The organism is Rhizobium sp. P1_E1 (genome assembly GCF_056406015.1).
On sequence record NZ_JBFUAY010000002.1, the window covers coordinates 115,301 to 136,215 of the forward strand.

23 protein-coding genes are annotated in these 20,915 nt (G+C 62.5%); 18 read left to right on the forward strand and 5 right to left on the reverse strand.

What is annotated here, in order from left to right; all coding sequences use genetic code 11:
• Positions 1 to 33 precede the first annotated feature (33 nt).
• Positions 34 to 939, reverse strand: a complete 906-nt coding sequence (locus tag AC1D1Z_RS02020; RefSeq protein WP_018241295.1) for a S1C family serine protease — start codon at positions 937 to 939, stop codon at positions 34 to 36.
• Between the two features lie 387 nt (positions 940 to 1,326).
• On the opposite strand from AC1D1Z_RS02020, the gene AC1D1Z_RS02025 reads away from it, so the two are divergent.
• Complete coding sequence (locus AC1D1Z_RS02025; RefSeq protein WP_112906757.1) at positions 1,327 to 2,730, forward strand: aminotransferase-like domain-containing protein; 1,404 nt, start codon at positions 1,327 to 1,329, stop codon at positions 2,728 to 2,730.
• Between the two features lie 322 nt (positions 2,731 to 3,052).
• Complete coding sequence (locus tag AC1D1Z_RS02030) at positions 3,053 to 3,421, forward strand: DUF983 domain-containing protein (RefSeq protein ID WP_017990843.1); 369 nt, start codon at positions 3,053 to 3,055, stop codon at positions 3,419 to 3,421.
• A 164-nt stretch (positions 3,422 to 3,585) separates the two neighbouring features.
• Here AC1D1Z_RS02030 and AC1D1Z_RS02035 read toward each other — a convergent pair whose 3' ends face one another.
• On the reverse strand, positions 3,586 to 4,485 hold the full coding sequence (locus tag AC1D1Z_RS02035; RefSeq protein ID WP_446983258.1) for a LysR family transcriptional regulator: 900 nt from the start codon (positions 4,483 to 4,485) through the stop codon (positions 3,586 to 3,588).
• 143 nt (positions 4,486 to 4,628) lie between these two features.
• On the opposite strand from AC1D1Z_RS02035, the gene AC1D1Z_RS02040 reads away from it, so the two are divergent.
• From AC1D1Z_RS02040 to AC1D1Z_RS02055, 4 genes are all read left to right on the forward strand, one after another.
• Positions 4,629 to 5,240 (forward strand): glutathione S-transferase family protein, encoded by a 612-nt coding sequence (locus AC1D1Z_RS02040; RefSeq protein ID WP_446983259.1) that lies wholly within the window; start codon positions 4,629 to 4,631, stop codon positions 5,238 to 5,240.
• Between the two features lie 60 nt (positions 5,241 to 5,300).
• Complete coding sequence (locus tag AC1D1Z_RS02045) at positions 5,301 to 6,254, forward strand: flavin-nucleotide-binding protein (protein WP_477849333.1); 954 nt, start codon at positions 5,301 to 5,303, stop codon at positions 6,252 to 6,254.
• A gap of 107 nt (positions 6,255 to 6,361) precedes the next feature.
• On the forward strand, positions 6,362 to 6,823 hold the full coding sequence (locus AC1D1Z_RS02050) for a nuclear transport factor 2 family protein (RefSeq protein ID WP_018446209.1): 462 nt from the start codon (positions 6,362 to 6,364) through the stop codon (positions 6,821 to 6,823).
• Between the two features lie 22 nt (positions 6,824 to 6,845).
• On the forward strand, positions 6,846 to 7,406 hold the full coding sequence (locus AC1D1Z_RS02055) for a TetR/AcrR family transcriptional regulator (protein ID WP_018446208.1): 561 nt from the start codon (positions 6,846 to 6,848) through the stop codon (positions 7,404 to 7,406).
• 124 nt (positions 7,407 to 7,530) lie between these two features.
• Here the strand turns inward: AC1D1Z_RS02055 and AC1D1Z_RS02060 are convergent, their stop codons facing one another.
• Positions 7,531 to 7,662: a hypothetical protein gene (locus AC1D1Z_RS02060; RefSeq protein WP_018241303.1), complete on the reverse strand. Its 132-nt coding sequence runs from the start codon at positions 7,660 to 7,662 to the stop codon at positions 7,531 to 7,533.
• Positions 7,663 to 7,818: 156 nt separating this feature from the next.
• Between AC1D1Z_RS02060 and AC1D1Z_RS02065 the strand changes: the two genes are divergently transcribed.
• Positions 7,819 to 8,505 (forward strand): hypothetical protein, encoded by a 687-nt coding sequence (locus tag AC1D1Z_RS02065; protein WP_018241304.1) that lies wholly within the window; start codon positions 7,819 to 7,821, stop codon positions 8,503 to 8,505.
• A gap of 20 nt (positions 8,506 to 8,525) precedes the next feature.
• Positions 8,526 to 8,831: a Dabb family protein gene (locus AC1D1Z_RS02070; RefSeq protein WP_003546748.1), complete on the forward strand. Its 306-nt coding sequence runs from the start codon at positions 8,526 to 8,528 to the stop codon at positions 8,829 to 8,831.
• 282 nt (positions 8,832 to 9,113) lie between these two features.
• Here AC1D1Z_RS02070 and AC1D1Z_RS02075 read toward each other — a convergent pair whose 3' ends face one another.
• Complete coding sequence (locus tag AC1D1Z_RS02075; RefSeq protein WP_334542883.1) at positions 9,114 to 10,337, reverse strand: MFS transporter; 1,224 nt, start codon at positions 10,335 to 10,337, stop codon at positions 9,114 to 9,116.
• A gap of 374 nt (positions 10,338 to 10,711) precedes the next feature.
• Between AC1D1Z_RS02075 and AC1D1Z_RS02080 the strand changes: the two genes are divergently transcribed.
• From AC1D1Z_RS02080 to AC1D1Z_RS02115, 8 genes are all read left to right on the forward strand, one after another.
• Positions 10,712 to 10,960: a hypothetical protein gene (locus tag AC1D1Z_RS02080; protein ID WP_018241305.1), complete on the forward strand. Its 249-nt coding sequence runs from the start codon at positions 10,712 to 10,714 to the stop codon at positions 10,958 to 10,960.
• Between the two features lie 55 nt (positions 10,961 to 11,015).
• The gene (locus AC1D1Z_RS02085) at positions 11,016 to 11,687 is read left to right on the forward strand and encodes a response regulator transcription factor (RefSeq protein ID WP_018241306.1); all 672 of its coding nucleotides are present in this window, start codon (positions 11,016 to 11,018) and stop codon (positions 11,685 to 11,687) included.
• Positions 11,677 to 13,080: a sensor histidine kinase gene (locus AC1D1Z_RS02090; RefSeq protein ID WP_003546769.1), complete on the forward strand. Its 1,404-nt coding sequence runs from the start codon at positions 11,677 to 11,679 to the stop codon at positions 13,078 to 13,080. Before AC1D1Z_RS02085 ends, AC1D1Z_RS02090 begins: the two co-directional genes overlap by 11 nt.
• 118 nt (positions 13,081 to 13,198) lie before the next feature.
• Positions 13,199 to 13,621, forward strand: coding sequence for a hypothetical protein (locus AC1D1Z_RS02095; RefSeq protein ID WP_477849340.1), 423 nt, complete (start codon positions 13,199 to 13,201; stop codon positions 13,619 to 13,621).
• A gap of 183 nt (positions 13,622 to 13,804) precedes the next feature.
• Entirely contained in the window at positions 13,805 to 14,962 is a 1,158-nt protein-coding gene (gene ccmI / locus AC1D1Z_RS02100) for a c-type cytochrome biogenesis protein CcmI (protein WP_446976824.1), read from the forward strand.
• Positions 14,959 to 15,456: a cytochrome c maturation protein CcmE gene (gene ccmE / locus AC1D1Z_RS02105; RefSeq protein WP_477849342.1), complete on the forward strand. Its 498-nt coding sequence runs from the start codon at positions 14,959 to 14,961 to the stop codon at positions 15,454 to 15,456. The genes ccmI and ccmE overlap by 4 nt, the downstream gene beginning before the upstream one ends.
• The gene (locus AC1D1Z_RS02110) at positions 15,453 to 17,450 is read left to right on the forward strand and encodes a heme lyase CcmF/NrfE family subunit (protein WP_446983260.1); all 1,998 of its coding nucleotides are present in this window, start codon (positions 15,453 to 15,455) and stop codon (positions 17,448 to 17,450) included. Before ccmE ends, AC1D1Z_RS02110 begins: the two co-directional genes overlap by 4 nt.
• Complete coding sequence (locus AC1D1Z_RS02115) at positions 17,447 to 17,902, forward strand: cytochrome c-type biogenesis protein (RefSeq protein WP_018241311.1); 456 nt, start codon at positions 17,447 to 17,449, stop codon at positions 17,900 to 17,902. The genes AC1D1Z_RS02110 and AC1D1Z_RS02115 overlap by 4 nt, the downstream gene beginning before the upstream one ends.
• 90 nt (positions 17,903 to 17,992) lie before the next feature.
• On the opposite strand, the gene AC1D1Z_RS02120 is transcribed toward AC1D1Z_RS02115, so the two are convergent.
• Positions 17,993 to 18,412 (reverse strand): cupin domain-containing protein, encoded by a 420-nt coding sequence (locus AC1D1Z_RS02120; RefSeq protein WP_018241312.1) that lies wholly within the window; start codon positions 18,410 to 18,412, stop codon positions 17,993 to 17,995.
• 58 nt (positions 18,413 to 18,470) lie between these two features.
• Between AC1D1Z_RS02120 and AC1D1Z_RS02125 the strand changes: the two genes are divergently transcribed.
• Positions 18,471 to 18,947 (forward strand): MarR family winged helix-turn-helix transcriptional regulator, encoded by a 477-nt coding sequence (locus AC1D1Z_RS02125; RefSeq protein WP_205928166.1) that lies wholly within the window; start codon positions 18,471 to 18,473, stop codon positions 18,945 to 18,947.
• Between the two features lie 338 nt (positions 18,948 to 19,285).
• Entirely contained in the window at positions 19,286 to 20,881 is a 1,596-nt protein-coding gene (locus tag AC1D1Z_RS02130; RefSeq protein WP_018241314.1) for a Do family serine endopeptidase, read from the forward strand.
• Positions 20,882 to 20,915 lie beyond the last annotated feature (34 nt).

Here is a 20,915-nt window from a genome sequence, read left to right on the forward strand (position 1 = left end):
GCTAGCGGCTTTCTCACGACGCTGGACGCAGCCTTACTGCAACTGCGGCTTTCTGAGAAAGCTGTTGCGGTCGGCGGATTTGATGCGCAGCCAGGCTTCCCGGCCGTTCCTGAGAATCCGCATGGGGATTTCGGCGCCGGCCGGGCCGCTGCTCCAGAGCTTGCGGTAGAAATCGGCCAAGCCATCGACCTCTTCGTCGCGGATCTCCGATATGATATCGCCCTGACGCAGGCCCGCCTGGGCGGCCGGACCGCCTTCGGCCACGCTCATGACCACCACGCCGCCATTGCTCTCGGCAGAGAAGGCGCCGAGCCAAGGCCGCGGCGGCTTGTTGACCTGGCCGCGGTTCAAGAGATCGTCAAGGATCGGCGGCAAAAGGTCTATCGGCACGACCATGTTGATATCGGCAACCTCGTCGCCATCGCTCATCTGCAGGCGAAGCGAACCGATGCCGAGAAGCTTGCCGTCCGAACCGATCAGCGCCGCACCGCCCCATGAGGGATGGGCCGGTGCCGTGAAAATCGCCTCGTCCAGCAGATATTCCCAATAGCCGGCGAATTCCTGCCGGGCGACGATATTTGCCTCGACGAATTCTCCGATGCCATCGGCAAGCACGACGGGATCGCCGGGCTTGGCTGTCGCCGCGTCGCCGAGATCCACCGCCGGGGCATTCAGGGCCCCGAGCGCCTGGACCAGGCCGAAGCCGCTTTCCTGATCATAGGCAAGCGCATGCGCGGGAACCACGCGCCCGTCATGGGTCGTCAGCCAGACCTCTTCGGCCTCGGTGATGAGATAACCGATGGTCAGCACCAGCCCGTTGTCGCGAATAACCACGCCGCTGCCTTCCCGGACAGTGCCCAGCGTCTCCGCCGTGAAGGCATCTTCCGGAATGGAGGAACGTACGGCCACGACTGACCGCAAAATCGGATCGATATTCATACTTTCATCCCGATGGGCGCCGGCGCGAAAGGCCGAAATCCGGCGCATTCCACCCTGAATAAGTAAGAAGATGGATGGGCGGAGGCAAGGCTGTGGCGGAGGGAATTTCCGCCACCGCATTTGATGATGCGCTGGAAACGTGGAAAGATCCAAGCGGCTATCGGTGCGGAGACCCGCCGATTCCGTAAGGGAATGCGCAACGCATTCAATCCGCGATCAAATCGGTTGGAATCTGCGATTTCCGTAAAATCTCACACAGCGCAACGCTGCGTCATTCCGTCGACCATCCTCTTCAAACTTGTGGGTATGATATTTTTTGATGACAGTGGCACTGTGCAACAATATACGGTCAATCCTATCAGGAATCAGACTGACACGGATCACGACATGAAAGACTGGCATCCCGATCTCAGCCGCAGCAGCAGCCCCCGTTATATGGCGATCGCCGATGTGATCGAAATGGATCTGCGCAGCGGGCACCTGGTGGTTGGGGACCGGCTGCCGCCGCAACGTGAACTCGCCAAGCGGCTGAATGTCGATTTCACGACGGTGGCGAGAGGTTATGTCGAGGCGCAGAAGCGCGGGCTTGTGGATTCGCATGTCGGCCGCGGCACCTTCGTCACCGGTGGTGCGGACAAGGAGCGCCAGGGCTTCGCACCCGACGCCGCGCCCGATCCCCGCCGCGCCTCCGTCGTCGATTTCTCGATGAACATGCCGCCGGAACCGGATGATCCGGAACTGATCGCCCGCATGCGCGAGGGCATGTCGGCAGTGGTGGCGAGCCTCATTCCGCTGCTGCGCTACCAGGGTTTCGGCGGCTCCAGCATGGACAAGGAGGCTGCAGCCTCCTGGCTCAGCCGTCGCGGGCTGGTGCCCTCGCAGGAGCGGATCTTCGTCACACCAGGCGCCCATCCGGCCCTGCTGGCGATCTTCGGCCTGCTGGCAAAACCGGGCGAGACCGTGCTTTCGGAAGTCATCACCTATCCCGGTATGCGCTCGATCGCCGCCCAGCTGCGGCTCAATCTGGCCGGCCTGCCGATGGACGAGGACGGTATCCTGCCGGACGCCTTTGCAGACGCCTGTGAAAGATTGAAACCGAAAGCGCTCTATCTCAATCCGACGCTGCAGAACCCGACGACGCTGACCATCCCGGCCCGGCGCCGCGAGGAGATCTGCGCCGTTGCCCGCAAATATCACGTGCCGATCGTCGAAGATGATGCCTACGGCTTTATTCCACAGCAAGGCCCGGCGCCGCTCGCCGCCATGGCGCCCGATCTGACCTGGCATATCGGCGGGCTGGCGAAATGCATCGGCGCGGGTCTGCGCCTTGCCTATGTCGTGGCGCCGGACAGCAAGGCTGTGTGGCCTTTCGTCAGCGCCATGCGCGCCAACAATGTCATGGCCTCGCCGCTGACCGTGGCGCTCGCCACCCGCTGGATCGAGGACGGCACCGCCGATACGATCCTGCGTTTCATCCGTGCTGAGGCGGCCGCCCGCCAGCAAATGGTTGCTGCCATCCTGCCGGCCGGCAGCTACCGCGCCGATCCGATCAGCTTCAACATCTGGCTGCCGCTTTCCAACGGCTGGACCCGCTCCACCTTCGGCAGCCATACTCGTTCTTCCGGCATCGGCGTCGTCGCAAGCGATGCCTTCACGGTCGAGGGCGTCGCACCCGAGGCCGTACGCGTCTGCCTTGGCGGACCGATCACCCGGGAGAAACTGCAGGGCGCACTGGAATTCATGGCCCATGCGCTGGAAGGCCCACCGGAAATGGCGGCGTCGTTCTTCTGACGCAGAATTCCGCCGCGGGCTGATTAGGCACTGACGAAATCCGGAAGCAGTCGGGAATCAGATCGGCCGCACCCAAGCTGTCCGGGGATGGCGAAGCATATCCGTCACGTTCACGTTTGATCCGTCCAGGCTGCCAAGCCTGGCTGCAGCCCCAAATGCTGCTTCAGAAATCTGCAGTCAGCTTTGCTGCCGGCCTGCGCTGGGAGTTCTGCGGCATTCTGGCGAATTGACTGGTAATTTCTTTCCAATGTACTTATATTGAAAGCATTCATTTTAGACATTGAGTGCATCAATGTCCGCGGCACAGGAAAGCGAGATCGTCATGGATACGGAATATCCCCCACTTCCTCCGATACAGACCGGCATCAGGGGGCGCTGCCCGCGCTGCGGCCAGGGTCATATGTTCAAGGGCTTCCTGACACTGCAGCCGGAATGCGAGGTCTGCGGCCTCGATTATTCCTTCGCCGATCCGGCCGACGGTCCGGCCTTCTTCGTCATCTGCTTCGCCTGCATACCAAGCGTGCTGCTCGGCGTCTGGCTGGAGGTGGCCTTTTCGGCGCCGATCTGGGTGCAGCTTCTGGTCACCGGCCCCTTCATGCTCGCCACCTGCATTCCGCCGCTGCGGCCGCTGAAGGGCTGGCTGGTCGCCAGCCAGTATTTCTACAAGGCGGAAGAGGGCAAGCTCGCCTAAAGCATGTCGCGCAAACCTGTGCAGCGGTCTTGCGATAACGACATGCGTAAAAACAAAGACCTAAAGCATGTCGCGCAAAAGTGTGCAGCGGTGTTGCGAAAACGACATGCGTCAAAACAAAGACCGAAAGCCTGAGGGGCGAATCTGAAAGATCGGGACGCGCTTTAGGGCCTGTTGAGCGTCGCGCGCAGGCGCGGCGTTGCGAAATCGAGCAGCGCCCGCAGCTTCAGCGGCACCAGTCCCTGCGCGGGATAGACGAGATGCACCGGCGCCGGCGGTGGTTCGAAATCGGCAAGCAGCGGCACCAGCAGGCCGGCGCTCTCTGCGCGTGCGGCCTGGTAGGAGAGCACGCGGGTGATGCCGAGGCCGGCAACAGCTGCGTCTACCGCCGCCTCGGCGGTGTTGACGGCAAGCCGCGAGCGGATCGGTACTGTGAGATCGCGTTTGCCCTCGGTGAATGTCCAGCTGAGCATCGAGGCCATGCCCTCGAAGGTGACGCAGTCATGCGCGGCGAGATCGCATGGATGCCGAGGGAGGGCGTGCCGCTTGAGATAATCGGGGCTGGCATAGACCGTGCGGCGGATGGCGCCGAGCCTTGAGGCGATCAGGTTGCTGTCCGGCAGGTTGCCGATCCTAAGCGCCACGTCGATATGATCCTCGACGAGGTTCGACAGTCGGTCGCCAAGCATCAGCCGCAGATTGATATCGGGATAGGCTTTCAAGAAATCCACCACGACAGGCAAGACATGCAGCCGACCAAAGACGATCGGCGCGGTCATCGTCAGTTCGCCCTTTGGGGCGCTATATTCGCCGGCCGCCGTCCGTTCTGCCTCTTCCACCCGATCGAGAATTTCCCGCGCGGCCTCGACATAGGAGCGGCCGGCCTCCGTCAGCGTGATCTTCCGGTTGCTCCGTTGCAGCAGCTGGGCGTTGAGGTGTGCTTCCAGTTCCGAAACCTTGCGGCTGACGGTTGCGAGCGGGGATCGCAGATGTCGTGAGGCGGCCGAGAGGCTGCCCTGTTCGACAACGGCAAGGAGCACGGTCATGGCGTCGAGGCGGTCCATTCTATCCTTCCATGAATTGGTAACATGCCTTCCAGATTAGCATTCTACTGCAGTCAGGTGGAAGGCAGTAAATTACGCCGCAGATGGTTCGAAGCGGCCATCGCCAACCGCGTCCCGTCGATCGAAAGACCAGAGGAACCATCATGAAACTCTACCATCACCCGCTCTCCGGTCATGCACACCGGGCTCATCTGTTCCTGTCGCTGCTTGGCGTGCCCTATGAACTGGTCGAGGTCGACCTGGCAGCCGGCGCTCACAAGGCGCCGGACTTTCTGAAGCTCAATCCCTTTGGCCAGGTGCCGGTCCTCGACGACAATGGGGTCGTCATCGCCGATTCCTCCGCCATCCTCGTCTATCTCGCGCGCAAATACGGCCGCACCGACTGGCTGCCGGAAGAAGCGGTGGCAGCGGCCCGGATACAGAAGTGGCTCTCGGTTGCTGCGGGCGAGATCGCCTACGGACCCTGTGCTGCGCGCCTGGTTACCGTCTTCGGCGCCGATTTTCGCAACGACGAGGTGATCGCCCGGGCGCACCGCATTCTCGCACTGGTCGAGGCGGAACTGGACGCTCGCCGCTTTCTGCTCGGCGACAATGCGACGATCGCCGATATTGCACTCTACAGCTACATCGCCAATGCGCCGGAGGGCAATGTCGACACCTCGGCCTATCAGGCGGTGCGCGCCTGGCTTGCGCGTATCGAGGCGCTGCCGGGCTTCGTCGGTTTTCGCAGGACGAAGATCGGCCTTGCCGCATGAGAAGCCGCCGGGACGGACTACCGTCCCGCTTTCCCCAACGATACCTGCAAGGAGATCGAGATGCTGGAGCAGAGAGAACAGGACGCGCCGTCACCCTGGCATGAGGGCGAACTCGCCATCCAGCGCAGCGTCGGTGTCGTCGAACGCATGGACGGGYCGGGACGGAATTTCGTCCGCAAGGCCATGCCGGAACAGCACCGCGCCTTTTTTCCGATGCTGCCTTTCGTCGTGCTCGGCGCCGTCGATGCCAAGGGTGATGTCTGGGCAACGATAAGGGCTGAGCGACCGGGCTTCATGGCCTCGCCTGAGCCGGAGATCCTTGAGGTCGGCCTGCCGCGCGACCCGGCCGATCCTGCCGATGCCGGCATGGAGGATGGCGACGCGATCGCCATGCTTGGCATCCAGCTCGAGACCCGGCGGCGTAACCGCCTGAACGGCGTGATCCGCAGGACGGACGCTAAAGGTTTTGACGTTCGCGTCGGCCAGAGCTTCGGCAATTGCCCGCAATATATCCAGCCTCGCTCTGCCGCCTTTGTCCGCGATCCCGATATGCCGACGGCGACGCAGCCGCTTCATTCCGGTCAACTCGACGATCGGGCGCTGGGGATGGTCGAGGGCGCCGATACGTTTTTCGTCGCTTCCTATGTCGACCGCGCCAATGGCGAGCGGCAGGTGGACGTGTCCCATCGCGGCGGCAATGCCGGCTTCGTGCGTGTCGGCGCCGACGGCGTGCTGACCATTCCCGATTTTGCCGGCAATCGGTTCTTCAACACGCTTGGCAATATCCTCGTCAATTCGAAGGCAGGGTTGGTCTTCGTCGATTTCGAAACCGGCGATATGCTGCAGATGACGGGAAATGCCGAAGTGCTGCTGGATTCCCCCGATATCGCCACCTTTCAGGGAGCAGAACGGCTATGGCGTTTCACGCCGGAAAAGATCGTGCTTCGCCCGGATGCTCTGCCGCTGCGGTGGCGGAAGGAGAGCGTGGATCTGCTGCGCCGTTCCCGCGGGTGAGGGTGCCCCTTGGCTGCCTCTCGATCCCGGGCGAACATCGCTTCGAAGCGGCTTGCCAATAATTGTACCAATCAGTACAGTGATAACTGTTCAGTACAGGAGTGATCATGTCCAGCCTTGTCCCGCCCTTCACCCTTGAAACCGCCACCCAGAAAGTCCGCCTTGCCGAGGATGGCTGGAACAGCCGCGATCCCGAGCGCGTCTCGCTCGTCTATACGCCGGACAGCCGCTGGCGGAATCGCGCCGAATTCATCACCGGCCGCGCCGAAATCGTCGTTTTCCTCACCCGCAAATGGGCCAAGGAGCTGGATTACCGGTTGATCAAGGAGATCTGGGCCTTCACCGACAATCGCATCGCCGTGCGCTTCGCCTATGAATGGCATGATGACAGCGGCAACTGGTTCCGCTCCTATGGCAACGAGAACTGGGAGTTCGACGCCGCCGGCTTGATGCAGCGCCGCTTCGCCTGCATCAACGACCTGCCGATCCGGGAATCGGAGCGCAAGTACCACTGGCCGCTCGGCCGGCGGCCGGACGACCATCCCGGTCTGACCGAACTCGGTCTCTGATCAAGCCAAGGGAAGTTCGCGGGTGAAAACCGTCTACGAACGCGCCGACATCGTCCCGCTGCTCGCCGAAATCTTCCGCGAGCTCGGCTATGAAGGCACGTCGCTCAGCCGCATCACCGAACGCACCGGCATCGGCAAGGGCAGCCTCTACCACTTCTTTCCCGGCGGTAAGGAGGAGATGGCAAGATCGGTGCTCGCCGATGTCGATGCATGGTTCGAACATGCGATCTATCAGCCGTTGAGAAATGGAGATGCCCGTGAGGCGATCGCGGCGATGTGGACGAATATAAACGACTACTTCCGCTCCGGTCGCCGCATCTGCCTGGTCGGTGCCTTTGCGCTTGACGAGACCCGCGAGCGGTTTTCGGCAGCGATCGGCGACTATTTCAGCCGCTGGATCGAAGCCTTGCGTTCGGCGCTGATGCGGGCAGGCTGTACTGAGGAGCAGGCGCAAATGCTCGCCGAGGAGAGCGTCTCCGGTATTCAGGGAGCGCTGGTGCTGTCGCGTGCGCTGGACGATAAGATGGTTTTCACCCGATCGTTGGACACGCTGGCAAAACGGCTCGATGCTGTGATGCGATGAGGGGGCAAACCGCTGGGACGTCTACTGCCCTGTGAAAATTCACCCGGCCACGATCGACTGGCCGGGGCATTGATCGGGCGCTGGGCGGCGCTCGAGCTTACATTGGTACCGCTTTGCGTATATTTCAGCGTTGTTGTTGAGGCTGCTGGGCCGGGCGCGTATTTTCCCGTTCAGGGCGAATCTGGCGCCATTCGTTTTCCATCTGGTCGACGACATGCTGGGGAATGGTGGTTTGGGTATTGGCCGGCGTCTGCATCGGAAGTCTCCTCTGTTCGTAGTAAGGCTTCGGGGCAGTGAGATGCATTGCACAAGACAAAAGGCGTGTAAATCAGTGGTTTAAACACTTTAAACGATTAAATCGAATTTAATCGATTAAGACGGTTTTAACCATGATATTCGAGGGAAGCGCGGAATGGTTGTCCACATGGACCGGACATTCTTTTTCGATACGGTACGGCACCAGCTCTTCAAAGGAAACCTGACTCAGCCTCAGGTAGTGGGCATCACGGCGATTCTCGACGCCTGGGAAGAGCGGTTTGCTGGGGCCGACCGGCGGTGGCTCGCCTATATCCTCGCAACCGCTTACCATGAGACCGCCTACACGATGCAGCCGGTGCGGGAGACGCTGGCGGAAAGCGATGCGCGCGCGGTCGAGATCCTGGAGACGGCCTTCGCGGCAGGCAGGCTCTCCTGGGTGAAGACACCCTACTGGCGGCCGGACGAGGATGGCTGCAGCTGGCTCGGCCGCGGCCTGGTGCAGCTCACCCATAAGCGGAACTATGAGGCGATGAGCGTGCTGACCGGGATCGACCTCGTTGCTGATCCCGACCGCGCGATGGAGATGGATGCGGCGGTGACGATCCTGATCGAAGGTATGCTGCAGGGCAGTTTTACCGGCCACAAGCTCGCCGATCATCTGAACGCGACGACCGCGGACTGGGTGAATGCCCGCCGCATCGTCAATGGCACCGACCGGGCGGAAAAGCTGGCAAGCTATGCCATGGCCTTCGATGCGGCGATACGTCCCGATGCTGCGCATCGCATGCGCGCGCGGTTGAAGGCCTGGGGCTCGCGTGTTATCGCCCGGCTGAGACTCTGAAATCTGACAGGAGCTTCCGCGTGATCCGCCATATCGTCTTTTTCACCGTGCAGGAGGAACATCTGCAGGAGGTGAGGGCCGGGCTTTCTATACTGACCGGCATTCCGCATGCGCGGCTGCTGGAAATCGGCACCAATGTGAAGACCGATCAGCTGGGCACCGAGATCGATCTCGTGGTCTATGGCGAATTCGACGATGAAGCGGCCCTTGCCGCCTATAAGGCGCATCCCGATTATCAGCTCTCGATCGACCGCGTGCGGCCGCTCCGCGAAAAGCGCATCGCCGCCGACTACGACAGTCGCACGGCGGTGACGCGGCCGCTCTGACGCCTGCAGGCATCCGGCTGCCGAGCCGCATTCCGTTTAAATTTCAAATGGATGAATGATTGTCCGGATTCGGTTCGTCGCGAAGCTGACTCAACTTCTGAGCCACCGGATTCAACTTTCGAAAAAGCGGCGGCAAACGATTCAAAAGACTCGGGAAAAGCGGGCGTCCGTTCGTCATCAGGTCGCCCCAATGGCCGCGATGTGTGGACGGAAAGTGTTCTCGTCTCTGCGCGGATGATAATCAAGACAGATTAAGAATGGCTGACTTTAGGGTGCAGGCCGTCACGGAGCGACCGGGCTCGGCTGCGATGCATGGGCGCCGCGCACCAGCGCCATCAGCATCAGCACGAAGGCCAGCGACAAGGCCGCGAGAGCGGCGCAGGCGGCGAGCGCCGGGCCGGTGCCGGCGCGGTCGAGGATGGCGGTGAAGATGACCGGGGCGATGGCGTTGGCGAGATTTTGCGGCAGCGACAGCCTGGCCGATTGCAGTCCGAATTCGCGCGGTGAGAACAGCGCCAGCGGCAGCAGCGCGCGGGCGACAGTCATGACGCCGGCGCCAAAGCCGTAGAGCAGGATGAAGGTGACGAGCAGCGGTGTCGACGGGCTGGCGACCAGCATTATCAGGAAACTGATCATCATCAGGCTGATGCCCATGGCCGCGCTGAGCATGGGATTGCCGCGCCGGCCGAGCAGCATGTCGAGGAAACGTGCCGAGATGCCAAGGACGCCGCGTGCCGAGCCGAGCTGCAGCGCTAGGGCTGGCGAGGCGCCGGACTGGCGGAGGATTTCGAGCAGCGATGGGGAGATGCCGAAGGTGATGAATGTCGAGATCGTCGTCGCCGCGGCAATCAGCAGGAAGGCTTTGCGTTGCTCGGCCTTCGACAGCGGCACCGGGGCGATTTCGGCCGCGCTGCCTTCGATATGCGTTGCGAGCGGCTTCGGCAGGGCGAAAAGATGCAGCGGCAGGCAGACGAGGAATTGCAGCGCCGCGCAGACCAGGAAGGTGAGGCGCCAGCCGACCGCCTCGTTGAGCAGGCTGAGGATCGGCCAGAAGATGGCGCTCGAAAGTCCGGTGAACAGCATCAGGATGGCGATGACGCGTTTGCCGTTCGCCCCTTCGCGCTCGACGACGGCGGTGTAGGCCGGTGCCGAAAGGCCAAATGCGCCGCCGATGCCGATGATGACCCAGGCGCTGGCATAGAGCACGATGCCGTTTGCGGCGGCAAGCACAAGCAGGCCAAGCGCAAAGGTCAGCGAGGCGGCCGAAAGTACCCGGGCAGCACCATAGCGGCCGAGCCAGCGGCCGGTCGCCGGACCGACAATGGCGCTGACCACCATCATGATCGTCAGGCCGGCAAATACCACCTCGTTCGGCAGGCCGAGATCCGGCGCTACGACGCGGCCCATGACCCCGAGCATGTCGAAAGTCGTGCCCCAGCCGATCAGCTGGGTAACGGCAAGGACGGTGACCGTCTGCGCCGAGCGGAAGCGGGAGGATTTTGGCATTGGTGCTGAAACGGTCTGAAATGCGGGGGCAGCAAGGACATAACAGTTTCAACCGGCCCGTGAAAGCTGCGGTCGGCAGGAATCGGAACGGCGCGGCCGATTCGCAAATGACGGCTGTGGAGTCGGTCCCGTCAACTCACCGCCTTTACGGGGCTGACGAAAAATGCGTGGATCCCAAGGCTGGAGGCTATCGTTCTTGGACGCAACGGCGCCGCCGGACCTTGCCGCGGCGGCGATTTCCAGGCGCTGAAACAGGCTGTCCCGAAGAGTCGAGAACAGTTCTAAACACCCTGCATTACAGCGCATTCATTTGCCATTCAGGTCGCGTGAGTACATATTCGAGGCAAGTTGGCATTACCTTGAAAGCATAACACATGGCCTTTCCTCTGAGCGTCGCAGCATTGGCCGCCGGACTGGTGGTATCGGCGCCCTCACCGGACGCCACGGGCAGTTTTGTCCTGCGTGTGGGAGGCGATTGCAGCGCCGCCGCAGCCCAGGTCGTCGAGCAGACGGGCGGCCAGCTGCTGTCCGTGCAACCGGTGGGCGATACCTGCATCATCACCGTTCTTGTGCAGGGCAACGGCCAGCGCCCACGCAAAGTGACGGTAAAGGTTCCGATGTAAGCGGAATCGGCTTATTCAGGACATTGATCAATTTGAAGCGGACGAAGGCGGACCGATGCGCATCCTGGTAGTCGAAGACGACGTTAATCTGAACCGGCAGCTGGCCGACACGCTGAAGGAGGCGGGATATGTCGTCGACCAGGCGTTCGACGGCGAGGAAGGCCATTTCCTCGGCGACACCGAACCCTATGACGCCATCATCCTCGATATCGGCCTGCCGGAGATGGACGGGGTCACCGTTCTTGAAAAATGGCGCGGCGCCGGCCGCGGCGTGCCGGTGCTGATTCTGACGGCGCGCGACCGATGGAGCGACAAGGTCGCCGGCATCGATGCCGGTGCCGACGACTACGTCACCAAGCCCTTCCATGTCGAGGAAGTGCTGGCGCGCATTCGGGCGCTGATCCGGCGTGCGGCCGGGCATTCCTCATCCGAGATCATCTGCGGGCCGGTGCGGCTCGATACCAAGTCCTCGAAGGCGACGGTCAACGGCACGACGCTGAAGCTGACCTCGCACGAATATCGCCTGCTCGCCTATCTCATGCATCACATGGGCGAGGTCGTCTCGCGCACGGAACTGGTCGAGCATATGTACGACCAGGATTTCGACCGTGATTCCAATACGATCGAAGTCTTCGTCGGCCGCCTGCGCAAGAAAATGGGCGTCGACTTGATCGAAACGGTGCGCGGTCTCGGTTACCGCATCCAAGCGCCGAAACATGCGAATTAAGTCGCTCACCGCACGTGTTTTGTTGCTGACCACGGTCTGGTCGACAGTGGCGCTGGTGGTGATCGGTCTGTTGATCTCCACCCTCTACCGCAAGAGCGCCGAACGCGGTTTCCAAGATCTGTTGCGGGCGCAGCTCTATAACGTCATCAATTCGGTGACGATCGGCGATCAGGGCGCACTCAGCGGCAGCCCGCAGCTCGGCGACCTGCGTTTTGCCCAGCCAAAGACCGGCTGGTACTGGGTGGTGGAGCCGCTCGGCACCTATACGACCGCTCCGCTGGTCTCGCCTTCGCTCGGCTCGGCGCTCATTCCGGTTCCCTCGGTCGTCGAGGCGCCCTTCGACAAGAATTACGAGCGCTACTATCAGGTGACGGACGCCTCCGGGAACCGCGTGCAGGTGGCGGAGACCGAAGTGGTGCTCGATACTGACGGGCGTGCAGCGCGCGTCCGCGTCACCGGTAATGTCGATGTCGTCGAGGACGACGTGCGCACCTTTTCCCACAGCCTCTATCTGGCGCTTGCCGGTTTCGGTGTCGGCAGCCTGATCGTCAACGCGCTGGCGATTCTCTACGGCCTGAAGCCGCTCGACAAGGCGCGTGCCGCGCTGGAGCGCATCCGCGCCGGCGAGAGCGAGCAGCTGAAGGGCGACTTCCCGCGCGAAATCCTGCCGCTTGCCAACGAGGTGAATGCGCTGATCGACAGCAACCGCCGCATCGTCGAGCGCGCCCGCATGCAGGTCGGCAATCTCGCGCATTCGCTGAAGACGCCGATTGCCGTGCTTCTCAACGAGGCGCGGGTCCTGGAGAAATCCCATGGTGAGCTGGTCCGCAGCCAGGCGGAAGCGATGCAGGGGCAGGTGCAGTCCTATCTCAATCGGGCGCGCATCGCCGCGCAGCGCGAATCCGTGCTCGCCCGCACCGATGCAGAGCCGGCGCTGGAGCGGCTGGTGCGCGTCATGCGCCGTCTGAACGTCGATACCGAATTCGATCTCGTCGTCTCGCCGCCGCATCTGGCCGTTGCCATGGAGCAGCAGGATCTCGAGGAGACCGTCGGCAATCTCCTGGAAAATGCGGCGCGTTTTGCCAAGAGCAGGGTGCGGCTTTCGGCCGTCGAGGCCGGCGAGGACGTGAAGGGGGTGGAGGCGAGCGCGCGCCGCCATTGGGTGGAGCTCGCCGTCGAGGATGATGGGCCTGGCCTGGAGCCGGACCAGATCCGCGAGGCGCTGAAGCGCGGCCGCAGGCTCGACGAAAGCAAGCCCGGAACCGGGCTCGGCCTTTCGATTGTCACCGAGATTTCCAACGAATACCAGGGACGGCTCGAGCTTTCCCGCGGTGAATGGGGCGGGCTGAAGGCGAAGCTTATCCTGCCTGGCGTCACAAAGGATGTTGCATGAGCAACTGCTTGATGTCACAAAGATACTGGCAAATGTATAGCATGCTTTGCCTTAATGCTGACACGGGGACGCTGCACTTCGATCGGCTGAAATTGACCCCTGATCGTGGTTCGACGCAATGATTTTACGCTCGCAAGGCATGATCGTTTCCGCTCTTCTCGTCGCCGTCGCGCTATCCGGCTGCACGACGACGAAGAGTGCCGCTTCGCGCGGGATTTTTTCGAGCAAACCCTCGGCATCGGCCGCCTTCATCACCGCGCTGCAGGGCGGCATTGTCGGCCGCAGCGGCGTGAGCTTGACCGATAGCGACAAGCAGCGGGCGCTCGAGGCGGAATATCGGGCGCTGGAAGGGGCCGCCGTCGGCCAGCCGGTGCTCTGGACCGGCAAGGACATCACCGGCAAGGTCGTCGCGGCGGCACCCTATCAGGTCGGCTCGCAGAACTGCYGGCAATATACCCATACGCTGACCGTCGACGGCAAGGACACGGTGGCGCGCGGCGCTGCCTGCCGCAACGACGACGGCAGCTGGTCGCCGCTCTGAATTGCGGCCAATAGAGCGCCGCGCGTCCCGGCAGGACGCGCTAAGGACGCTCTATCACTTTAAATGGCGCATAATCTTTTCCGAAAATCGATTCCGATTCTCGGGGTTATGCGCTAGCCTCAAATCTTCGTCATTCCGGCTTTGGCAGTTGGAATGAAGGCGCGCTTCACGTATTTGGGCGACATGCTGTTCTGGATTCTCGTTGCCGCTTTGACGGCAGCCCTCGCCGTCATCCTGCTCTACCCCCTTCTGCGCGGAGCGAAGGCGGCGGATAATATCCGTGCGGGCGAGGCGGCGGTCTATCGCGACCAGTTGCGCGAACTCGACCGCGATCTCGACGGCGGACTGATCACCCCGGAGGAGGCTGATTACGCCAGGGCGGAAATCGGCCGGCGGCTGATCGCCGTCTCTGCCGACGAGCCGGCTGAGACGCCGAAACCAGCACGGCATCACCGTTTCACCGAGGCCTTCGTCCTCCTGGTCCTGCCGGTTCTCGGGCTCTGTCTTTATTTGACGACGGGCAGGCCGGACCTGCCCTCGCAGCCGCTGGAAGCGCGGCTGGAAAACCCCGGCAACGACGTGGCGGTGCTGATCACCAAGGCGGAACGGCACCTGGCTGAGAAACCTGATGACGGCAAGGGCTGGGACGTGCTGGCGCCAATCTATTTCCGCACGATGCGCGTCAGCGATGCGCAGGTGGCCTACCGCAATGCCATCCGGCTTCTCGGCCCGAGCCCCGTCCGGCTCGATGGTCTTGCCGAGACGCTGATGGCGGTCTCCGACGGCGTGGTGACCGAGGAGGCACGGCAAGTGCTGGAACAATCGCTGACGCTGCAGCCTGACAATCCGCGCGCCCGCTTCTACATCGCCCTCAGCATGGAGCAGGCGGGACGGCCCGATGAGGCGCGCCAGGCCTTCGAGGCGCTGGCAAAACAATCGCCATCAGATGCGCCGTGGCTGCCGCTGGTCAACCAGCATATCGCCATGAACGGCGGCGCGCCGGCAGGCGCCAATCCGGTTGCCCCGGGCGCCAATCCGGCGACCCCCGGCAATCCCACGCAGCAAGATGTGGCGGCGGCCGAGAACATGAGCGCCGGCGACCGTCAGCAGATGATCCGCGGCATGGTCGAGAGCCTTGATGCCAAGCTCAGCGAGGATCCGAACAATTTCGAGGGATGGGTGCGGCTCGTCCGCTCTTACGCCGTATTGAACGACAAGGATCGTGCCGCCGGCGCCCTGAAGCGTGGACTTGCCGCCTTTCCGCCGGCTGGCGAAGAGGGCAGGCAATTGCTGGCGCTTGCCAGGGAACTCGGCATAGCCACGGAGGGAGCGACGCAATGACACGCAAGCAGAAGCGCCTGGCGGTGATTGCGGGCGGCATGGGCTTCATCCTCGCCGCGGTGCTGTTGGTGATGTTCGCCTTCAGCCAGTCGGTCGCCTATTTCTACATGCCGGCCGATCTCGCCAAGACGCCGGTRGCCCCGGAAACCCGCATCCGGCTCGGCGGCCTGGTCGGCGAGGGCAGTGTCGTGCGCGGCACCGGCTCGACGGTGGAATTTGCCGTCACCGACGGCAGCACCAATGCCGTGAAGGTCAAATATACCGGCATCCTTCCCGATCTCTTCCGCGAGGGCCAGGGCGTCGTCACCGAAGGCATGTTTGCCACTGGCACGAACGTCTTCGTCGCCGACACCGTGCTTGCCAAGCATGACGAGACCTATATGCCGAAGGAMGTCGCCGACAGGCTCAAATCCCAGGGGTTGTGGAAGGAAGGTCAAGGCCAGGAAGCTCAGGGGAAGCAAGCTCAGGGACAGGAAGTGAAGGCGACGCCATGATCATCGAGATCGGCCATTACGCGCTGGTGCTGGCGCTGGCAACGGCGCTCATCCTCTCCATCGTGCCGGTGATCGGAGCCCGTCGTCACGACCGGGCGATGATGGATGTGGCGACGATCGGCTCGCTGGCGATGTTCTCGCTGGTGGCCTTCTCCTTCGGCGTGCTGACCTATGCCCATGTCGTCTCGGATTTTTCGGTCGAGAACGTCTGGGAGAATTCGCATTCTCTGGTGCCGCTGCTCTACAAATATTCCGGCGTCTGGGGCAATCACGAAGGGTCGATGATGCTCTGGCTGTTGATCCTGACGCTGTTCAGCGCTCTGGTCGCCGTCTTCGGCCGCAATCTGCCGGAGACGCTGAAGGCCAATGTACTTGCCGTGCAGGCCTGGATTTCTGTTGCCTTCACGCTGTTCATTCTTTTGACCTCCAATCCCTTCCTCCGTCTCGATCCGGCGCCGGCCGAGGGCCGCGATCTCAACCCGGTCCTTCAGGATGTCGGTCTGGCGATCCACCCGCCGCTGCTCTATCTCGGCTATGTCGGCTTCTCCGTCTGTTTCTCCTTTGCGGTCGCTGCCCTGCTGGAAGGGCGGATCGACGCCGCCTGGGCCCGCTGGGTGCGGCCCTGGACGCTTGCCGCCTGGACCTTTCTGACGCTTGGCATCGCCATGGGCTCTTACTGGGCCTATTACGAGCTCGGCTGGGGCGGCTGGTGGTTCTGGGACCCGGTGGAAAACGCCTCCTTCATGCCATGGCTCGCCGGTACCGCACTGTTGCATTCTGCCCTCGTCATGGAAAAGCGCGAGGCGCTGAAGATCTGGACGGTGCTGCTGGCCATCCTCACCTTTTCGCTGTCGCTGATGGGCACCTTCCTGGTGCGCTCCGGCGTGTTGACCTCGGTGCATGCCTTTGCCAGCGACCCATCCCGCGGCGTTTTCATTCTCTGCATCCTGCTGATCTTCATCGGCGGGGCGCTGTCGCTATTTGCCTTCCGCGCGCCGCGGCTCGCTGCCGGAGGGCTGTTTGCTCCGATCTCGCGCGAGGGCGCGCTCGTCGTCAACAATCTGATCCTGACGGTCGCCTGCGGCACCGTGCTCACCGGCACGCTCTATCCGCTGCTCTTGGAAACGCTGACCGGCGACAAGATTTCCGTCGGGCCGCCCTTCTTCAATCTGACCTTCGGCCTGCTGATGGCGCCGCTGATCGTCATCGTCCCCTTCGGGCCGATGCTGGCCTGGAAGCGCGGCGATCTGCTCGGTGCCCTGCAGCGGCTCTATGTCGTGGCAGGTCTTGCCTTCCTTGCCGCAGTGATCTTCTTCTACATCGAACATGGCGGGCCGGTGCTGTCAGTGCTCGGCCTCGCTGCCGGGCTGTTCCTGATCCTCGGCGCCGTCGCCGATCTCTGGTATCGCGCCGGCATCGGCAAGGTCGCCGGCCGTCTTGCCTGGCGCCGGCTTTCCGGCTTGCCGCGTTCGGCCTTCGGCACGGCGCTCGCCCACGCCGGGCTCGGCGTCACCGTGCTTGGCATCGTCGCGGTGACGACGTTCCAGAGCGAGCATGTCATCGAGATGAAGCCGGGTGAGGTGACCGAGGCCGGCGGTTATAGCCTGCATTTCGACGGCATGCAGCCGGGGACCGGACCGAACTATACCGAGGAGCGTGGCCACTTCACCATCCGACGTGCCGGCGTCGCGGTTGCCGATACCTGGTCGGCCAAGCGCCTTTATACCGCCCGGCAGATGCCGACGACGGAGGCCGGCATCCTGACCTTCGGGCTGAGCCAGCTCTATGTCTCTTTGGGTGATGCCACCAAGGACGGCGGCATCGTCGTACGCATCTGGTGGAAGCCGTTCATTCTCTGCATCTGGGGCGGCGCGGTGTTCATGGCCTTCGGCGGCCTCGTCTCGCTCAGCGACCGGCGCCTGCGTGTCGGCGCCCCGCGCCGCAAGGCGAAGCCGGCAAAGCCGGCAGCTCCCGCAATGGAGCCGGCGGAATGATGCGGCGTCTCCTCCTGGCTTTTGCTTTGCTGCTGATGGCCGCCCCCGCCTTTGCCGTCAATCCGGACGAGGTGCTGGCCGATCCGGCGCTCGAGGCGCGGGCCCGCGCCCTTTCAGCGGAACTGCGCTGCATGGTCTGCCAGAACCAGTCGATCGACGATTCCAACGCCGATCTGGCCAAGGATCTGCGCCTGCTGGTGCGCGAGCGCATCACCGATGGCGACAGCGACGAGGCGGTGCTGAACTATATCGTCTCGCGCTATGGCGAGTTCGTGCTGCTGAAGCCGCGTGTCGGCATGAAGACGGTGCTGCTCTGGGGCGCACCGGTGCTGCTGGTGCTGGCCGGCGGGCTGTCACTGCTGGTCTTTGCGCGCAAGAGGGCGGGCAAGCCGACCGGCAGCAAGCTAACGGCGGACGAGCAGGCGCGGCTGAGCGAGCTTCTGAAAAAATAACCGGCCAGCCTGCAACTCCCCAGCGCGACTTGTGCGCCGCGGCGGGTGATGCGCAATCAACTGGAAAATTGCGAGGCTTGGGTGAGCTGATCAGACCGGGACCAGTCCGTGGCGGAGCATGATCTCATTGGCCTTAGCGAGGTCCGGTTTGCCGGGCACGTTCACCACCTCGGCAATTTCCTCGAAATAACGCCGTCCAATTGTACCCGGCGTGATGGTCGCCAAGACCTTGGCTGCGCCATCATGCAGGTTCTCGTGATGGTGCACCGCCCCTCGCGGAATGAATATGGCGTCGCCGGCGCGAATCTCGTGCGTTTGCCCGTCGACGATGACAGTGAGCGCGCCTTCAAGGCCGTAGAGGAATTCGTCAGCATCCCGATGACTGTGCGGAGCGGGGACGCGCGCCCGAGATGGCACTGTGAATTCAAACACCGTCGCGCCGACTTCACAGATGAGAAAACGCAGTTCGAGTTGCCCGATCCGCACAATATCGTTTCGTACCGCTTCCATCCAAGGTCCCCACAATGTAAAGTAATTTTACATCAGAACGTAAAGTGACTTTACATATATGTCAATCCCATTGTCCCCGGATTCAATTCCCGACGCATTGCCCGGTCCGCCGTTCTTTGGCGCGCTGCTGCGCGTCGTCTGGCAGCATGTGCGCGACCGTATGCTGCAAGCCATTCACGAGGCGGGGTTTGTTGACTTCCAGGAGGCGCATTTTGCCGTGTTCTCGTTTCCGCTGCCGGATGGGATGAGACCGTCCGAGCTCGCGCGTCAGAAGCGGATGTCGCGACAAGCTGTGAACTATCTGCTCAGCCAGCTTGAAGACCTGGGCTATGTCGAGCGTCGTGCAGCCGACGGCAGCGATCGCCGACTGGTCTATCTGACGCCACGGGGACATGAAGTAGTCGCAGCCATTTTCGGATGTCTTCGGCAGTTGCATGAGCAATGGTCCAAAGAGGTTGGAAAGGAGCGCTTCGATGACTTCGTGGATGTGCTGAAGCAGCTGTCGACCAAAGCACAAGAACCGACAAACCGCTGAAAACTCAACTTTGCGACGGTGGTAAGGACTGTCTCAGAATGGTTCGAGAACCGTACCTCTGAAGGTGAGCCGGCCTGAAAGCATAAATATTAGCCGACCGAAGTCCACGGGAATTGAAGGCCGCTTCCGCAAAGGAGCGCGTGTAGCGCAGTCTACCTGAGCCGGAGCCGCCGCGGGTGAAGGCCCATATACGTTCGGCCGTTTGCCAAACATTGCAAACATTACCAACTTTTCATTGGCCGGACAGTTCGCAGTAAGGTGCGGCGTCCTATATCTTTACTCATCGACTGATCCGGCATCGCCGGCTCTGAGAACTAAGAACAAGAGAAGGTGCTCCAATGCTCAAGAATTTCAACGGACGTCCGTCCCTCGCCACTGTGCTCAAGGCTTCTACCGTCGCCGGTATCGCAGCCGCTGTGCTCGCAACCGGCGTTCCGCTCGAAATCACCCGGTCTTATGCTGAAGCTGTCAAGGTTCAGGCGCCCGCCGTTCCGAGCTTCGCCAATGTCGTCGACGCCGTTTCACCGGCTGTCGTTTCCGTCCGGGTCGAAAATCGCGTCAATCCCGTCTCCGACAACAACAATGACGGCTTTTCCTTCGATTTCAACGGCCGCGGCTTCGACGACCTTCCCGACGATCATCCGCTGAAGCGGTTCTTCAAGCAGTTCGGTCAGGATCCGAATGATCAGCAGGGCCATCCCAGGCGCTTCGGCCAGAACGGACCGAATGGTGGTCCGAATGGTCCGGGCGGTAAGGGCCGCCTCCGCCCCGTGGCCCAAGGCTCCGGCTTCTTCATCTCCGAGGACGGCTACATCGTCACCAACAATCACGTCGTTTCCGATGGTCAGGCCTTCGTCGCGGTCATGAATGACGGCACCGAACTCGATGCCAAGCTGATCGGCAAGGATCCGCGCACCGATCTCGCCGTGCTGAAGGTTGACGGCAAGGGCAAGAAGTTCACCTACGTCAACTGGGCCGACGACAACAATGTCCGCGTCGGCGACTGGGTCGTTGCCGTCGGCAATCCCTTCGGCCTCGGCGGCACGGTCACAGCCGGCATCGTCTCGGCTCGCGGCCGCGATATCGGCTCCGGTCCTTATGACGATTACCTGCAGGTGGATGCCGCCGTGAACCGCGGCAACTCCGGCGGTCCGACCTTCAACCTCAGCGGTGAGGTCGTCGGCATCAACACTGCGATCTTCTCGCCGTCGGGCGGCAGCGTCGGCATCGCCTTCGCCATTCCCGCCTCGACCGCCAAGGATGTCGTCGCCGATCTGATGAAGGACGGCCAGGTCTCGCGCGGCTGGCTGGGTGTCCAGATCCAGCCGGTGACCAAGGACATCGCCGAATCCATCGGCCTTTCCGAGCCGAGCGGCGCCCTGGTCGTTGCCCCGCAGGCCGGTTCGCCGGGTGACAAGGCCGGCATGAAGGCTGGCGACGTCGTCACCGCGCTGAATGGTGAGACGATCAAGGATGCCCGTGATCTCAGCCGCCGCATCGGCGCGATGCAGCCGGGCAGCAAGGTCGAGCTTTCGGTCTGGCGCGCCGGCAAGGCCCAGCCTCTCACCGTCGAACTCGGCACGCTGCCGGTCGACCAGAAGGATGCGTCCGCCGATGACAACAGCCAGCCGCAGCAGCCTGAGGCGCCGGCTTCCGAGAAGGCGCTTGCCGATCTCGGCCTGACGGTCGGTCCGTCCGATGACGGCAAGGGCCTGGCGATCACCGCCATCGACCCGGACTCCGACGCCGCCGACAAGGGCATCAAGGAAGGCGAAAAGATCACTTCGGTCAACAACCAGGAGGTCTCCAGCCCCGACGAGGTCGTCAAGGTGTTGAACCAGGCCAAGAAGGACGGTCGCACCCGCGCGCTCTTCCAGATCCAGTCCAACGAAGGAAGCCGTTTCGTCGCGCTTCCGATCAACGGCCAGGGCTGATCCTCAAGACAACGGGAGCCGTGCGGACGAAAGT

Bases quoted from the DNA above. Each gene is read 5' to 3' on its own strand.
- AC1D1Z_RS02075 (WP_334542883.1), bottom strand. From the start codon at position 10,337: ATGCCAAAATCCTCCCGCTTCCGCTCGGCGCAGACGGTCACCGTCCTT.
- AC1D1Z_RS02130 (WP_018241314.1), top strand. From the start codon at position 19,286: ATGCTCAAGAATTTCAACGGACGTCCGTCCCTCGCCACTGTGCTCAAG.
- AC1D1Z_RS02125 (WP_205928166.1), top strand. From the start codon at position 18,471: ATGTCAATCCCATTGTCCCCGGATTCAATTCCCGACGCATTGCCCGGT.
- AC1D1Z_RS02080 (WP_018241305.1), top strand. From the start codon at position 10,712: ATGGCCTTTCCTCTGAGCGTCGCAGCATTGGCCGCCGGACTGGTGGTA.
- AC1D1Z_RS02030 (WP_017990843.1), top strand. From the start codon at position 3,053: ATGGATACGGAATATCCCCCACTTCCTCCGATACAGACCGGCATCAGG.
- AC1D1Z_RS02040 (WP_446983259.1), top strand. From the start codon at position 4,629: ATGAAACTCTACCATCACCCGCTCTCCGGTCATGCACACCGGGCTCAT.
- AC1D1Z_RS02090 (WP_003546769.1), top strand. From the start codon at position 11,677: ATGCGAATTAAGTCGCTCACCGCACGTGTTTTGTTGCTGACCACGGTC.
- AC1D1Z_RS02060 (WP_018241303.1), bottom strand. From the start codon at position 7,662: ATGCAGACGCCGGCCAATACCCAAACCACCATTCCCCAGCATGTCGTC.
- AC1D1Z_RS02120 (WP_018241312.1), bottom strand. From the start codon at position 18,412: ATGGAAGCGGTACGAAACGATATTGTGCGGATCGGGCAACTCGAACTG.
- AC1D1Z_RS02065 (WP_018241304.1), top strand. From the start codon at position 7,819: ATGGTTGTCCACATGGACCGGACATTCTTTTTCGATACGGTACGGCAC.
- AC1D1Z_RS02115 (WP_018241311.1), top strand. From the start codon at position 17,447: ATGATGCGGCGTCTCCTCCTGGCTTTTGCTTTGCTGCTGATGGCCGCC.
- AC1D1Z_RS02025 (WP_112906757.1), top strand. From the start codon at position 1,327: ATGAAAGACTGGCATCCCGATCTCAGCCGCAGCAGCAGCCCCCGTTAT.
- AC1D1Z_RS02110 (WP_446983260.1), top strand. From the start codon at position 15,453: ATGATCATCGAGATCGGCCATTACGCGCTGGTGCTGGCGCTGGCAACG.
- AC1D1Z_RS02035 (WP_446983258.1), bottom strand. From the start codon at position 4,485: ATGGACCGCCTCGACGCCATGACCGTGCTCCTTGCCGTTGTCGAACAG.
- AC1D1Z_RS02085 (WP_018241306.1), top strand. From the start codon at position 11,016: ATGCGCATCCTGGTAGTCGAAGACGACGTTAATCTGAACCGGCAGCTG.
- ccmI (WP_446976824.1), top strand. From the start codon at position 13,805: ATGCTGTTCTGGATTCTCGTTGCCGCTTTGACGGCAGCCCTCGCCGTC.
- AC1D1Z_RS02020 (WP_018241295.1), bottom strand. From the start codon at position 939: ATGAATATCGATCCGATTTTGCGGTCAGTCGTGGCCGTACGTTCCTCC.
- AC1D1Z_RS02050 (WP_018446209.1), top strand. From the start codon at position 6,362: ATGTCCAGCCTTGTCCCGCCCTTCACCCTTGAAACCGCCACCCAGAAA.